This window comes from Sanguibacter sp. Z41_6, from assembly GCF_059621145.1.
In genome coordinates this window covers 146,589-160,029 of sequence record NZ_JCAQIF010000004.1, presented here as the reverse complement: position 1 = coordinate 160,029, position 13,441 = coordinate 146,589, and the positions used below count along the sequence as shown (strand labels likewise).

Annotated in this window: 16 protein-coding genes; 11 read left to right on the top strand and 5 right to left on the bottom strand. The window is 72.8% G+C overall.

The features are described 5' to 3' along the window. Positions 1 to 21: 21 nt before the first annotated feature. Positions 22 to 567, bottom strand: coding sequence for a YceI family protein (locus AC54T1_RS10925; protein ID WP_496911938.1), 546 nt, complete (start codon positions 565 to 567; stop codon positions 22 to 24). A 205-nt stretch (positions 568 to 772) separates the two neighbouring features. On the opposite strand from AC54T1_RS10925, the gene AC54T1_RS10920 reads away from it, so the two are divergent. The 7 genes from AC54T1_RS10920 (at position 773) to AC54T1_RS10890 (ending at position 7,121) form a co-directional block, all read left to right on the top strand. Further along, positions 773 to 1,237 (top strand): MarR family winged helix-turn-helix transcriptional regulator, encoded by a 465-nt coding sequence (locus tag AC54T1_RS10920; protein WP_484345585.1) that lies wholly within the window; start codon positions 773 to 775, stop codon positions 1,235 to 1,237. Positions 1,238 to 1,277: 40 nt separating this feature from the next. Next, entirely contained in the window at positions 1,278 to 1,922 is a 645-nt protein-coding gene (locus AC54T1_RS10915) for a histidine phosphatase family protein (protein ID WP_484345586.1), read from the top strand. 79 nt (positions 1,923 to 2,001) lie between these two features. Further along, positions 2,002 to 2,643 carry a TlpA family protein disulfide reductase gene (locus AC54T1_RS10910; protein ID WP_484345587.1) on the top strand — a complete coding sequence of 214 codons (642 nt, stop codon included), beginning with the start codon at positions 2,002 to 2,004 and terminating at the stop codon, positions 2,641 to 2,643. Positions 2,644 to 2,758: 115 nt separating this feature from the next. Continuing rightward, positions 2,759 to 3,517 (top strand): cytochrome c biogenesis CcdA family protein, encoded by a 759-nt coding sequence (locus tag AC54T1_RS10905; protein WP_496912070.1) that lies wholly within the window; start codon positions 2,759 to 2,761, stop codon positions 3,515 to 3,517. Then, positions 3,517 to 5,292 (top strand): cytochrome c biogenesis protein ResB, encoded by a 1,776-nt coding sequence (gene resB, locus AC54T1_RS10900; protein ID WP_496911937.1) that lies wholly within the window; start codon positions 3,517 to 3,519, stop codon positions 5,290 to 5,292. Before AC54T1_RS10905 ends, resB begins: the two co-directional genes overlap by 1 nt. Next, a complete protein-coding gene (gene ccsB, locus AC54T1_RS10895) occupies positions 5,289 to 6,335 on the top strand; it encodes a c-type cytochrome biogenesis protein CcsB (RefSeq protein ID WP_484345589.1) in 1,047 nt (348 codons plus the stop codon). Before resB ends, ccsB begins: the two co-directional genes overlap by 4 nt. A 114-nt stretch (positions 6,336 to 6,449) precedes the next feature. Next, positions 6,450 to 7,121 carry an alpha/beta hydrolase gene (locus AC54T1_RS10890; protein ID WP_496911936.1) on the top strand — a complete coding sequence of 224 codons (672 nt, stop codon included), beginning with the start codon at positions 6,450 to 6,452 and terminating at the stop codon, positions 7,119 to 7,121. 92 nt (positions 7,122 to 7,213) lie between these two features. On the opposite strand, the gene AC54T1_RS10885 is transcribed toward AC54T1_RS10890, so the two are convergent. After that, entirely contained in the window at positions 7,214 to 7,717 is a 504-nt protein-coding gene (locus tag AC54T1_RS10885; protein ID WP_496911935.1) for a PLD nuclease N-terminal domain-containing protein, read from the bottom strand. 30 nt (positions 7,718 to 7,747) lie between these two features. Between AC54T1_RS10885 and AC54T1_RS10880 the strand changes: the two genes are divergently transcribed. Next, positions 7,748 to 8,098: a DUF4229 domain-containing protein gene (locus tag AC54T1_RS10880; RefSeq protein ID WP_484345593.1), complete on the top strand. Its 351-nt coding sequence runs from the start codon at positions 7,748 to 7,750 to the stop codon at positions 8,096 to 8,098. Here AC54T1_RS10880 and AC54T1_RS10875 read toward each other — a convergent pair. After that, positions 8,072 to 8,941: a 1,4-dihydroxy-2-naphthoate polyprenyltransferase gene (locus AC54T1_RS10875; RefSeq protein ID WP_484345594.1), complete on the bottom strand. Its 870-nt coding sequence runs from the start codon at positions 8,939 to 8,941 to the stop codon at positions 8,072 to 8,074. The two genes, AC54T1_RS10880 and AC54T1_RS10875, sit on opposite strands and share 27 nt — an antisense overlap. Before the next feature lie 32 nt (positions 8,942 to 8,973). Continuing rightward, complete coding sequence (locus tag AC54T1_RS10870; protein WP_496911934.1) at positions 8,974 to 10,179, bottom strand: AMP-binding protein; 1,206 nt, start codon at positions 10,177 to 10,179, stop codon at positions 8,974 to 8,976. Between the two features lie 104 nt (positions 10,180 to 10,283). Here AC54T1_RS10870 and AC54T1_RS10865 point away from each other — a divergent pair, with 104 nt between their 5' ends. Together AC54T1_RS10865 and AC54T1_RS10860 are read left to right on the top strand one after the other, a co-directional pair. Further along, the gene (locus AC54T1_RS10865; RefSeq protein WP_484345596.1) at positions 10,284 to 11,381 is read left to right on the top strand and encodes a DUF3048 domain-containing protein; all 1,098 of its coding nucleotides are present in this window, start codon (positions 10,284 to 10,286) and stop codon (positions 11,379 to 11,381) included. Between the two features lie 124 nt (positions 11,382 to 11,505). Continuing rightward, complete coding sequence (locus tag AC54T1_RS10860; RefSeq protein ID WP_496911933.1) at positions 11,506 to 11,730, top strand: hypothetical protein; 225 nt, start codon at positions 11,506 to 11,508, stop codon at positions 11,728 to 11,730. 25 nt (positions 11,731 to 11,755) lie between these two features. Here the strand turns inward: AC54T1_RS10860 and AC54T1_RS10855 are convergent, their stop codons facing one another. Then, positions 11,756 to 12,724 (bottom strand): 1,4-dihydroxy-2-naphthoyl-CoA synthase, encoded by a 969-nt coding sequence (locus AC54T1_RS10855; RefSeq protein ID WP_496911932.1) that lies wholly within the window; start codon positions 12,722 to 12,724, stop codon positions 11,756 to 11,758. Positions 12,725 to 12,842: 118 nt separating this feature from the next. Between AC54T1_RS10855 and AC54T1_RS10850 the strand changes: the two genes are divergently transcribed. Beyond that, complete coding sequence (locus AC54T1_RS10850; protein WP_484345599.1) at positions 12,843 to 13,439, top strand: TetR/AcrR family transcriptional regulator; 597 nt, start codon at positions 12,843 to 12,845, stop codon at positions 13,437 to 13,439. The last annotated feature ends 2 nt before the right edge of the window (positions 13,440 to 13,441 follow it).

Here is a 13,441-nt window from a genome sequence, read left to right as displayed (position 1 = left end):
CCCGCGGAGGCGTCCTCGGTCTCAGGCCTTGATGGCCGAGACGTCGAGCGAGATCTTGACCTTGTCGGAGATGAGCACGCCACCGGCCTCGAGCGTCGCGTTGTACGTGAGCCCGAAGTCCTTGCGGGAGATCTCGGTGGTGGCCTCGAACCCGGCGCGCGTGTTGCCGAAGGGGTCGACGGCGGTGCCGGTGAACTCGGTGGCGAGCACGACGCTGCGGGTCACGCCGTTGATGGTGAGGTCGCCGGTGACGAGGAGGTCGTCGCCCTGGGCTGCGACGGAGGTGGAGGCGAACGTCCACACGGGGTTCTTCTCGACGTCCCAGAAGTCGGCGGTGCGCAGGTGGGCGTCGCGGTCCGGGTTACCGGTGTTGACGGACGCTGCGTCGAGCTCGGCGGCCACGGCGGAGCTCTCGACCTCGTCGCCGATGGTGATGACGGCGGAGTTCACGGCCAGCGTCCCGCGGACCTTCGAGATGCCCGCGTGGCGGACGGTGAAGGCGGCGGACGTGTGGGTGAGGTCGGCCGTGTAGGTGCCGGGCGTGAGCTGGGCGGGAAGAGCGGTCATGAGGGAGTCTCCGTCATCGGGTCGGGGTGCGGGCGGCCTGCACGGGCAGGCCGCGTCATTAGTTGAACGTTCTAGTACCGTAGCAGGGCGCGCACGCCGTGGCCAGGGTGGCCCCCGCCGGGCCTCACCGCTCGTGCCGCGCGTCTGCGCGCTATCGTCCTGGTATGTGCCCTACGAACGCGGGCATCGGCAGGGGGGATGGGCCATGGCCACACAGACAGCATCGACCGAGTGGCTCTCGGACGACGAGCAGAAGACCTGGCGCGCGTACCTCGAAGGGACCTCGCGCCTCATGGAGGCCCTCAACAAGGACCTCGAGACCGACGCGGACCTCTCCCTCAACGAGTACGAGGTCCTCGTGCGGCTCTCAGAGACCCCGCACGGCGCGATGCGGATGTCGCACCTGGCCGAGAACCTCGCGCACTCACGCAGTCGCGTCACCCACACGATCAGGCGCATGGAGGAACGCGGTCTCGTCGTCCGGGAGTCCAGTGCCGTGGACGGGCGCGGCGTCGACTGCAGGCTCACCGACGCCGGGAACCGCGCGCTCGTCGAGGCGGCGCCCGGGCACGTCCGTTCCGTGCGACGGCACCTCGTCGATGCGCTCGCACCCGCGCAGATGGAGGCACTGTGCGAGGTGATGGAACGCATCGCTCGCGCCTGTCGCTGAGGCGGCGCGGGGAGCGCGAGATGTTTGGGAGACTGTGCGCATGGCCGCCACCACAGTTCACCTCATGCGTCACGGAGAAGTCTTCAACCCCGACAAGATCCTCTACGGACGGATCCCCGGCTACCACCTCTCGGAGCTCGGCCACGAGATGGCGCGCCGGGTCGCCGCGTACCTCGCCGACGGGCAGCACGACATCACCGACGTCACCGCCTCGCCGTTGCAGCGAGCCCAGGAGACGGCCACACCCGCTGCGGCAGCCTTCGGGCTCGAGCTCGGCACCGACGAGCGGCTCATCGAGGCAGGCAACCACTTCGAGGGCAAGACGTTCGGCGTCGGAGACGGTTCGCTGCGCCACCCCGAGCACTGGCCGCACCTCGTCAACCCTTTCCGCCCCTCGTGGGGCGAGCCGTACCGGGAGCAGGCCGTACGCATGCACGCCGCCGTGCACGCGGCTCGTGAGCGCGCGGAGGGCCACGAAGCCCTCCTCGTGAGCCACCAGCTCCCGATCTGGACGGCTCGCCGAGCGTTCGAGAACAAGCGACTGTGGCACGACCCGCGCAACCGGCAGTGCTCCCTCGCGTCGCTCACGTCTCTCCGGTTCGAGGGGGACCGACTCGTGGGCATCCACTACACCGAGCCCGTCGCGGACCTCCTGCCCGGCGCGACGAAGGTCTCGGGCGCGTAGGCGCCCGGCGTCGTGCAGATCACATGGCGATCGCACCGTTTCTCAGTGATCTCTCAGTCCGCTCCGGAATAGTGGCACCGTGCTTCACGCCTTGACCCCTGCGCGCCCCGACGGCTCCGACGACCGCCGAGACGGACGGTCGGCCCGGCGCACGACGCTCCTCGCGGTCGCCCTGGGACTCACCCTCGCCGGGTGCTCGACCGACTCGGGCAACACCGCCACCGAGGACGTCGTCGGCCAGGGCTACCTGTCAGGCGACGGCAGCGTCAAGACGTGGACGGTCGAGGACCGCGGTGAAGCCGTCCGGCTCGAGGGCACCGACTTCTCCGGCGAGCCCGTCGACACGGGCGCCCTCGACGGCGTCGTCGTCCTCAACACCTGGTACGCAGCCTGCCCGCCCTGTCGGGCCGAGGCTCCCGACCTGCTCGAGGTCGCGACCGAGCGAGCAGCGGACGGCGTCCACCTCGTCGGGATCAACGGGACGGACGACGCCGGAGCAGCCCTGGCGTTCGAACGTGAGCACGACGTCACCTGGCCGTCCATCGCCGACACCGACGGCTCCGCCATCGCGACCCTCCAGGGCGTCGTCCCCGTGCAGGCCGTACCCACGACGGTCGTGCTCGACCAGCAGGGGCGCGTCGCCGCCCGCGTGCTCGGACAGGTCCAGGCGACGACCCTCGACGCGCTCGTCTCCGACGTGCTGGCCGAGGTCGACGCCTGAGCCGGCGTCAGAGACCCCCGTGAGCCACACCGCAGCCCTTCTCGTCGCCGGAGCAGACCCCCGGCTCCTCGCTGACGTCGGCGAGACGTTCGGCAGCGCCGTCCTCGGCGGCTCGATGCTCCTCGCCCTCCCGGTCGCGGTCCTCGCGGGCTTCGTGTCGTTCGCCTCCCCGTGCGTCCTGCCGCTCGTCCCCGGGTACCTCGGGTTCGTCAGCGGCCTCGCCGCCTCGAACGCAGGCCCGGGGACGCGCAACGGGTCGAAGGCCAGCACGGCGGGTGGGGGAGGATCCTCCGCACGGCGCGGCCGGGTGCTGCTCGGCGTGGCGCTGTTCGTCGCCGGGTTCACGTTCGTCTTCGTCTCGATCGGAGTCCTCACCGGGACGATCGGCTCCTTCCTGCGCGCCTGGGACGACGAGATCTCCCGGGTGCTCGGCGTCGTCGTCGTCCTCATGGGGCTCGCGTTCCTCGGAGCGATGCCGTTCCTGCAGCGCGAGCGGCGGCTGCACGTGAGCCCCAGCGCCGGCCTGTGGGGCGCCCCGCTGCTGGGACTCGTGTTCGGTCTGGGGTGGACGCCCTGCCTCGGGCCCACCCTCGTCGCGATCTACTCGCTGGCGCTCGACCAGGGAACGTCCGTGCGGGGTGGCACCCTGGCCGTCGCGTACTGCCTCGGCCTCGGCCTCCCCTTCCTCCTCATCGCCCTGGGACTCGAGCGCAGCTCGCGCGCCCTGGGCTTCCTGGGCCGGCACAAGGTGGCGATCATGCGCTTCGGAGGCGCCCTGCTCATCCTCATCGGGCTCGCGCTCGTCAGCGGTCTCTGGGGCGAGTGGAGCCGCGCCATGCAAGGTTTCATCGGTGGGACGGAGACGGTGATCTAGTGGGTCCGACGACTCCGCGGGAGCCCCGCGACACGAGCTACCGGCCGGACGGGATCGACGACTCGTTCTCGGACGGGCGCACCGCGGCCCCCGACGCGACCGGGGCCGGTACCCCGCGCGGCACGCAGGCGACCGTCCCGCACCTCGGTGCGACCGGCCTGCTCAGGTTCGCCTGGCGGCAGCTCACGTCGATGCGGGTCGCGCTCATGCTCCTCACCCTGCTCGCCGTGGCCGCGGTCCCTGGCTCCGTGTTCCCGCAGCGCAACCAGGACCAGGCAGCCGTCGTCCGCTACATCCGGGAGAACCCGACGCTCGGCGAGTGGCTCGACCGCCTCGGTTTCTTCGACGTCTACGCGTCCGTGTGGTTCTCCGCGATCTACATCCTGCTGTTCGTGTCCCTCGTCGGATGCATCCTGCCGCGCACGAGGGCGCACCTGCACGCCCTGCGTGCGCGGCCGCCGCGCACGCCCCGTCGCTTCTCGCGGTTCCCGGCCACCGCGTCCTACACGGTCGACGCCACCGTCGCGACCCCTGCGCAGGTGCAGGACGCCGCGACGACCCACCTGGGGCGACGTGTCCTCGGCCTGCGCCGGTTCCGCGTGGCAGCGGGCACGGACGCCGACGGTGCGCTCACCGTGAGCGCGGAGCGGGGTTACCTGCGCGAGACCGGGAACCTCGTCTTCCACATCTCGCTGCTCGGGCTCCTCATCGCGTTCGGCACGGGGCAGCTCCTCGAGTACCGCGGCCAGGCCATCGTCACGGAGGGGCGCGGGTTCGCGAACTCCGTCGTCGACTACGACTCGTTCGAGCGCGGCGCCCTGTTCAGCGAGGACGCGCTCGTACCGTTCTCCATGACGCTCGACGCGTTCGAGTCGCGCTTCCGCATCACCGACGCCAAGGCGCAGGACTTCACGGCATACGTCACGGTGCGCGAGACGGACGGCACCACGCGCGAGGAGCAGATCAAGGTCAACGAGCCGCTCACGCAGTCGGGCGCCAACATCTACCTCCAGGGGAACGGGTACGCGCCGGACGTCACGGTGCGTGACGCCGCAGGTGAGATCGCCTTCGCGGGCCCGGTGCCCTTCCTCCCCGAGGACGCCATGTACACGTCGCGCGGCGTCATCAAGGTGCCCGACGTCTCGACCGGGGAGCAGATCGGGCTCCTCGGCTTCCTCCTGCCGACGGCGGAGGTCACCGAGGACGGAGCCCGCTCGGTCTTCCCGGACCCCATCAACCCCGTGCTCGTGCTCACGGTGTACAGCGGCGACCTCGGGCTCGACGACGGGATCCCGCAGAACGTCTACCAGCTGGAGACCGAGGGCATGACCCGCGCCGACGAGGCGGACGGCACCGAGGCGACGCTGCTCGTCGGCCTCGGCGAGACCGTCGAGCTCCCGGACGGCCTGGGGACGATCGAGTTCTCCGGGCTGCCGCGCTTCGTCGCCCTGGACCTGCGCCACGACCCGTCCCTCGGCTGGGTGCTCGCGTTCTCGCTCGGCGCGCTCGGGGGCGTGGCCGTCTCCTTGTTCACACCGCGCCGTCGCATCTGGGTCCGTGCCCGGGACGTCGCCGAGGACTGTGGACGCCGTACCGTGGTGGAGGTCGCCGGCCTCGCCCGTGGCGACGACGCCGGGCTCGACGCGGAGGTGGCGCGCCTCCTGGCCGCCCTCCCGGGACACCCGCCCACGATCGACGACCCGGGCCCCGACCAGCACCCCGCACCCGCAGTACCTGACGGACCAGAACCGAGCTTGGGAAAGGCTGACCGATGAATCCCGGCATCACAGGAGCATTCCCCTGGGGAGAGCTCAGCGACGTCCTCGCGTGGGGGGCGGCGACCGCGTACACGATCGCGATGATCGCCTTCGCGTTCGACCTCTCGCGGTTGTCCGACGCCGTGGGGCAGCGTCGCACGCGCGAGCGCGAGCTCGTCGGCGCCGGGGCGTCGACGAGCACGACGCCGGGCGTCTCCGCGGCCCTGTCGCCGTCTGCGCCGACCCCTCGGGGGAAGGCGCTCGGCATCGCGATGGCGACGATGTGGCTCGGGTTCGGCATGCATCTGGTCTCGCTCGTCGCGCGCGGCATCGCCGCCGGGCGTGCCCCCTGGGCGAACATGTACGAGTTCTGCCTCGCGGGGACCCTCGTCGCGGCAGGCGCCTTCCTCCTGCTGCAGCTGCGACGGGACGTGCGATTCCTCGGTGTGGTCGTCACGTTCCTCGTCGTGACCTTCCTCATGGTCGGCCTCAACGCGTTCCACGTCGTCGCCGACGAGGTCCAGCCGGCCCTGCAGCACTACTGGTTGGTCATCCACGTGGGCGTCGCGGTCGGCGCCACGGGGGTCTTCACGGTCGCCTTCGCCGTGAGCGTGCTCCAGCTGCTGCGCGACTCGCGCGACCGCGGATCGACGTTCCTGCGCGGTGAGGGCACCGTCGTGCGCGGCAAGAACGTCGCCGCGTCGCGGGTGTTCAACTGGCGGTTCCTCGACGCGATCCCGACGCCGACGTCGCTCGAGGCCCTGAGCTTCCGCCTCAACGCTGTGGGCTTCGTCCTGTGGACCTTCACGCTCATCGGTGGTGCCATCTGGGCCAACGACGCCTGGGGTCGCCCGTGGGGCTGGGACCCCAAGGAGGTGTGGACCTTCGTCGTGTGGGTCGTCTACGCCGCCTACCTGCACGCCCGGACGACCCGGGGCTGGTCGGGACGCCGTGCCGCCTACTTCGTCCTGGCGGGCTACGCCTGCGTGCTGTTCAACTTCACCGGCGTGAACATCCTCTTCAGCGGCAAGCACTCCTACGCGGAGCTGCCCGACTCCTAGGACCCGTCCGTCGGGCCTCCCGCACGACGCCGGGGAGAGGAGCCGGTACGGCCAGCGGGTCCACACCCGTCGCGGTGCGGTGCGGTGCGCCGGGAGTGCGGCACCATACCTGCTATGGATGTGGTGTTCGTTCACGGGGCGGGGAGAGAGGGAGCCGCCGCCTGGCCGCAGCAGGCGGCGGCCGCGGAGCCCGGCTGGCAGTTCCTGCGGCGCGACGGTGTCGCCGACGATGCCGCCCGGGACGCGCAACGCCTGCTAGGAGCGCTCCGTGCGTGCGGCGGCGGGCACGTCGTCGCCCATTCGTACGGCGCAAACGCGGCGGTGCTGGCCGCCCGGACCGCGCCTGCCATGGTCCGGTCGTTGGCACTCCTCGAGCCCGCGTGCTTCGACCTGGCGCGCGGAAGGCCGGCCGTCGAGGAGCACATCGCGGCGATGACACCCGTGTTCGAGGTCGCCGACGACGCGTCCGTGTCGGCGCGTGACTTCTCCCGGCGCTTCTCGGCCGGGATGGGGATGGAGCCCCCTGACCTGCCGGACGAGGAGCTGCTGGCGAGCGTCAGCCGGCTCCGGGCGCTGCGTCGGCCGTGGGGCATCGGGCTCGGGACGCACCGGAGCCTGCCTGCCAGGACGTTGGTCGTCACCGGCGGGTGGAGCCGCCTCTACGAGGAGACCGCCGGGGCTCTCGTCGCGCGCGGTGCACAGCACCTCACCCTCGAGGGCCATGGCCATCGCGTACAGGACGACCCGCGGGCTTCCCACGTCCTCAGGCAGCACTGGGCCGGCTGAGCGGCGGCACCTGCAGGAGCACGTCGTCCTCGTGGGTTACGCCTGCGTGCAGCCCGCAGGACCGGCTCAGCGCGGGCGCGCGGCGCCGGGGCTCAGCTGTTCGAGCGGTCGAGCGGGTTCGGTCCCGCACCGTCGTCCGGTTCGTCGCCGTCTGTCGGGTCGGTCCCCTGCTCGCCCGACGTCCCGCCGTCGTCGGCCGGTCCGTCCGGGGTGCCGCGCGTGTCACCGGTCGCTGACCCGCGACCAGTACCCGCGGGGCCCTGGCCCTGTCGGCGCTGCTCCTGCGCCAGCCGCCACAGGAAGTCCGGGTCGTCGTCAGGCGCGACGGGTCCCCGCGAGCGCCGTCGGCCGCGGCCGGGACCCGCGCCGGGCCGCCCCGCGCCTGCCGCCGACGGCGGCCCACCGGCAGCCTGCGACCGGCGGGACCGGCTGAACACGATCCAGGCGATCGGACCGAAGTAGGGGAGAACGACGATGATGATGAGCCAGAGCCACCGCGGGATGCCCCCACGGTCCTGCTCGTCGCTCGACGCGAAGTCGGCGAGAGCGTAGACGACAAGAGCGAAAGCGGCGACGAGGGCGAGAGCGCGGGGCATGCATCCAGCCTATGCGCTTACCCTGGACAGGTGCCCTTCGTCATCTATTCTGTGCTCCGCGTCGCGCTCCTCCTGCTCATCGGGGTGCTCCTCTACCTCGTGGGTCTGCGGAGCTGGCCCCTCGTCGTCGTCGCGGCGCTCCTGGCGCTGATGATCAGCTATGTGGTGCTCTCGCGGCCGCGCGAGGCCGCGGCGGTGTACCTCGCGCAGCGGCGCGAGGACCGGCTCGCGCGGCGCGCCGACGGTGACCGCGGACGGTTCAGCGACGCGGTCGAGGGGGACGCCGCGTCCGAGGACGCGCGTGTCGACGGAGTCCTCGACCGCCGTCGCACCGGTGGCGGGGACGGCCGGGCCTCAGATGGCCAGACCGAGCCCGAGTAGCACACCGAAGCCGAGCTCGTAGAGGCCGGTCGCTGCCAGCACGGGGACCAGCAGCCGTCCCCGCGCACCCGCGAGGACGGGGATGCTCAGCAGCGTGGCAGGGAGTCCGAGCAGGACGACGAGGACGCTCCACGGGTTCGCGAACCCGCAGAGCATCCCCAGGCCGATCGGCACCCAGAGCATCGCGACGTACGCGCGCCGGGCACGCCAGTCGCCGAGCCGCACCGCGAGCGTGCGCTTGCCGACCACGGCATCGGTGGGGATGTCCCGGATGTTGTTGACCATGAGGATCGCGCACGCGAGCAGGCCGACGGCGACCGCACCGAGGGCGGACGGCACCGTCACACGGTCGATCTGCGTGTACGTGGTGCCGAGCACGGCGACAAGACCGAAGAACGTGAAGACCCCCACCTCGCCGAGCCCGCGGTACCCGTACGGGTTCTTGCCACCCGTGTAGAACCACGCGGCCGCGATCGAGGCGGCACCGACGACGACGAGCCACCAGTGCCCCGACACGGCGACGAGCGCCAGCCCGAGCACAGCCGCGATGGCGAACGAGGTGAACGCCGCCGCCTTGACCTGGCCCGGCCGGGCGGTCCCCGACGCGGTGAGCCGCAGCGGGCCCACGCGGTCGAGGTCGGTGCCGCGCACCCCGTCCGAGTAGTCGTTGGCGTAGTTCACGCCGACCTGCAGCGCGAGGGCGACGAGGAGCGCGAGGACGGCCGGGACGGGCTCGAACCCGCCCACCTGGGCTGCGGCGCCCGACCCCACGAGGACGGGCGTCGCGGCTGCGGGGAGCGTGCGCACCCGGGCTCCGGCGAGCCACTGGGATGCTGAGGGCATGGGGTTCCCTTCGTCGGACATGGGGACTCAGGCTATCGGTTCGGCGCCTCAGGGCGGCCCAGCCGCTGTGCCGCCAGCACCGCCGCTGCACGCCGGTCCGCCTTCCCCGGCCCGCGCACCGGCAGGTGGTCGACGACGACGACGTCCCGTGGAGCGGCTGGCGCACCGAGGGCGGCGGTGACCCGTGACCGCACCTCGTCCAGGAGGGCCGGGCGGTCCGGTGCGTCCGTGCCACCGGGGGCGAGCGTCACGAGCGCCACGACCCGGCTGCCCCACTCGTCGTCGGGCAGCCCGACGACGCAGACCTCGCCGATCCCGCCCCACCCGGCGAGCACCGACTCGACCGCGGCGGGGACGACGTTGACCCCTCCGCTGATGACGGTGTCGTCGGCGCGGCCGAGAACCGTGAGCACCTGACCGCGCGCGTCGTCGTGGAGCCGGCCGACGTCCGACGTGCGGAACCACCGGGTGCCCGCGCCGTCGGGCTCCGGGTCGACGACGAAGGCGTCACGCGTCGCGGCAGGGTCGTCCACGTACCCGTCCGCGAGGACGGGTCCGCTGATCTCGACGAGGGACTCGCGCACGCGCAGGCGTACGCCGTCGAGAGGCACGCCGTCGTAGACGCACCCACCCGCGGTCTCGCTCATGCCGTAGGTCGTGACGACTGCCACGCCGGCGGCGTGCGCCGCGGCCAGCACGGCCGGCGACGTCGCGGCCCCGCCGACGAGCACGGCGTCGTAGCGGCGCAGCGCGTCCAGCCCCGAGCGGCCCTCGGGCGTGCCGGCCCGGCCCGCCGGTCCGGCAGGCTCGAGCGCGCCCGCGGCCGCGAGCAGCCGGTGCAGCTGGGTGGGGACGAGCGACGTGTACAGCGGGGCACGGGCGCCGCCAGGACCGGTGTCGCGCAGCGCGTCCGTCGCGGCCGCGAACGCACCGGGCCGGAATCCGGCGTCGCTGTCGAGCACCACCGGTTCGGTCCCCGCGAGCACGGACCGGGCGAGGACCTGCAGCCCGGCGACGTGCGTCGTCGGGAGCGCGAGCAACCACCGCCCGTGCCCGCCGAGGCGGGCTGCCGTCGCCGTTCCGGATGCCCGCAGTGCGGCCCCGGAGAGACGGACGGTGCGCGGCGCACCCGTGGAACCGGAGGTGGGCACGAGCACGTACGCCTCCGGGGCGCCGGGAGGAGCCGTGAGCGCACGCCGGACCGCCTCTGCCGCCACGTCCCTCGGTGTGCCCGTCACAGGTTCAGCCTAGGGCGCCATAGGGTGGGCACCGACGACGCGCGGCGCGCCGTCGCGCCCAGCGCGCCGGGAGCCGCGGGCCCCGAAGCGAGGAGACTGGATCCGTGCAGCTCAACCCTGGCCTGACGCAGGCTCGTGCCGACCGGCGCAGGTGGCGTCGGACGATGACCGTGGCGCTCGCGTGCACGCTCGCGCTCGCTGGCTGTGCCGGCGACGCAGAGCCCCTCGAGGCGGTCACCACGACGACCACCCCGGACGCCGAGGTGGTCAAGGCCCTCCCGCCCGATCCCGCTGTTCCGCCCACCTGGCCGCTCACCGGGGTCGTCGCTGCCGACCAGGGCAACCGCCCCGCGCTGGCCGTCAAGGTCGAGAACTCTCGCGAGGCGCGCCCCCAGACGGGCCTCGAGCTCGCCGACGTCGTGTGGGAGGAGGTCGTCGAGGGTGGGGTGACCCGCTACATCGCGGTGTATCACTCGCAGGTGCCGGAGACGATCGGCCCGATCCGCTCGGTCCGGCCCATGGATGCGCACATCGCCGCACCGCTCGCCGGACTCATGACGTTCTCGGGCGGGCAGCCGCCGTTCGTCCAGTCCGTGCGCGACGCGGGGCTGCAGGTCATCAGCCACGACGAGGGTGCCGACGGCTTCTACCGGACGAAGGACCGTCGCGCGCCGCACAACGTCTACGGCAGGACGGCGGACTTCTACGCGGCGGCCGACGCCGGGCACACCGCGCCCCCGGCACCCCAGTTCCAGTTCGCCCGCGACGAGGCGTCGGCGAGTGCCGCGACCGCGGGGACGCCCGTCACCACGGTCAACGTCACGATGTCCAGCTACAGCAGCCCGTCGTGGTCCTGGGACCCGGCGGCGGGGCTGTTCCAGCGTTCCGAGGGGGGCTCCCCGGCGGTGTCCGCCACGGGTGCCCGGCTGACCGCCGAGAACGTCGTCGTGCTGAGCGTCGCCGTGCGTGACACCCCGTACAAGGACCCGTCCGGGGCGCCTGTCCCGGAGACGGAGATGATCGGGTCGGGGGAGGCGCTCGTGGCATCCGCAGGCAGGACGATCACTGGCACGTGGAGCAAGGAGAGCTCGCTGGCGCCCGTGGTCCTCTCCGGGCCCGACGGCGCTCCCCTCACGCTCGCACCCGGCAACACGTGGGTGGAGCTCGTGCCGCGGTCGGGCGGCGCCTACTCGACGAGCTGACGGCCGGTCCACCGGAGGACTGACCCGGACCGGTCGCGGGTCCTCCCATCGGCGGAGAGCGCACGCGTGAGTCCGGGCCGGGGGACCGATGTGCTCGAGCGCCCTCCCGAGCGAGGGTGGGGGTATGGCAACGATCCTTCATCACGGCACACGCACGAGGTCGCTCCGCCGGCCGTCCTCCCGCACGCACGCCCCGTCGCGCGTCACCGCTCCCGGGGAGCCGGGCCCCGCAGCATCCGTCATCCCCGTCCTGCTGTCGTTCGGCGGCCTGTTCGCGCTGGCGATCGCTGTGGCCCTGTGCGGCAGCCGCGTGCTCGACCTCCTCGGCGCGCTCCTCGTCGCGGGCTGACACCCAGCGGTGCCCGACGGCGGGCTCAGAAGTAGTAGGGGAACCCGGACCAGTCGGGGTCGCGGCGCTGCAGGAACGCGTCGCGTCCCTCGACGGCCTCGTCCGTCATGTAGGCCAGCCGCGTGGCCTCACCGGCGAACACCTGCTGCCCCGCGAGGCCGTCGTCGGCCAGGTTGAACGCGAACTTGAGCATGCGGATCGCCTGCGGCGACTTCGTCGCGATGGTCGCCGCGTACTCGAGCGCGAGCGTCTCCACGTCCGCGTGGTCCGCCACCTCGTTGACCGCGCCCCACGCGTAGGCGTCCTCGGCCGAGTACTCCCGGGCGAGGAAGAAGACCTCGCGGGCGCGTTTCTGTCCCACCTGGCGGGCGAACAGCGCCGAGCCGTAGCCGGCGTCGAAGGAGCCGACGTTGGCGTCGGTCTGCTTGAACCGGGCGTGCTCGCGGCTCGCGATCGACAGGTCGGCCACGACGTGCAGCGAGTGCCCACCGCCGGCGGCCCAGCCGTTGACCACGGCGATGACGACCTTGGGCATGGTGCGCATGAGGCGCTGGACCTCGAGGATGTGCAGCCGTCCCGCCTGTGCAGGGTCGATGTGGTCGGCGCTCTCGGCCGCGGTGCCCGTCGCGTCCTGCGTGGTGTACCGGTACCCGTCGCGGCCGCGGATGCGCTGGTCGCCGCCCGAGCAGAACGCCCAGCCGCCGTCCTTCGGGCTCGGACCGTTGCCCGTGAGGATGACCGCTGCGACGTCCGACGTCATGCGGGCGTGGTCGAGCGCGCGGTAGAGCTCGTCGACGCTGTGCGGGCGGAACGCGTTGCGCACCTCGGGCCGGTCGAAGGCGATGCGGACGACGGGCAGGTCGCGCTCGCCGCCGTCGGGGGAGCGTTCGACGCCCCGGTGGTAGGTGATGTCGGTGAGACCCTCGAACCCGGAGACGGTGCGCCACCGGGTCGGGTCGAAGGTCTGGGACACGGTCTCGGGGAGGTCGCTCACCCGTCCAGCCTAGGGTCTGGCGCGCGGGCCCGGTGGCAGGCGCGGAGGACGAGCCGTGAAACATCCCGCGTCGCTGCGTGAAACATTCCGGACATCTCCCGCCCGTACGGTCGGCCGCGTGACGACCGCGACGCGACGCCAGCAGCGTGGTGTCGAGCGCCGCGACGCTCTCGTGGCGGCTGCGGCGTCGCTCGTGCTGGAGGGCGGACCGGGTGCGATCACGCACCGGACCGTCGCAGAGCGAGCCGCTGTGCCGCTCGCCTCGACGACGTACTACTTCGACCATCTCGACGACATCGTCGGCGCCGCGGGTGCTCTGCTCGCGGCGCGCTGGTCGGAGCACTCTGCGCGCTCGTCCCGGACGGTCGTCGCGGCGGTCGCGGCAGGTGCGGACGTCGACCCCCCGGGCGCGCTCGCCGACGCCCTCCTGCCCGAGGGCGACGATGCCGCGGTCCGCGGTCACTACGAGCACCTCGTCGCCGGGGGCCGGTCGGGGCGCACCCCGGGGGCCGACCACCTGGGGACCGACCGCGACGCCGCCCAGGGACCGGTCGCGGATCTCGTCGCCGCGCTCGGCATCACCCTCGCGCCAGACGCCGTCGTGGCCCTCGTCGACGGCGCTGCGCTGCGGGCCCTCGGGTCGGGTCGCCCGGTGCGGGACGAGGTCCGCCGGCTGCTGCGGTCCGCGACGGCCGTGCCCGCGCTCAGCGTCTGACG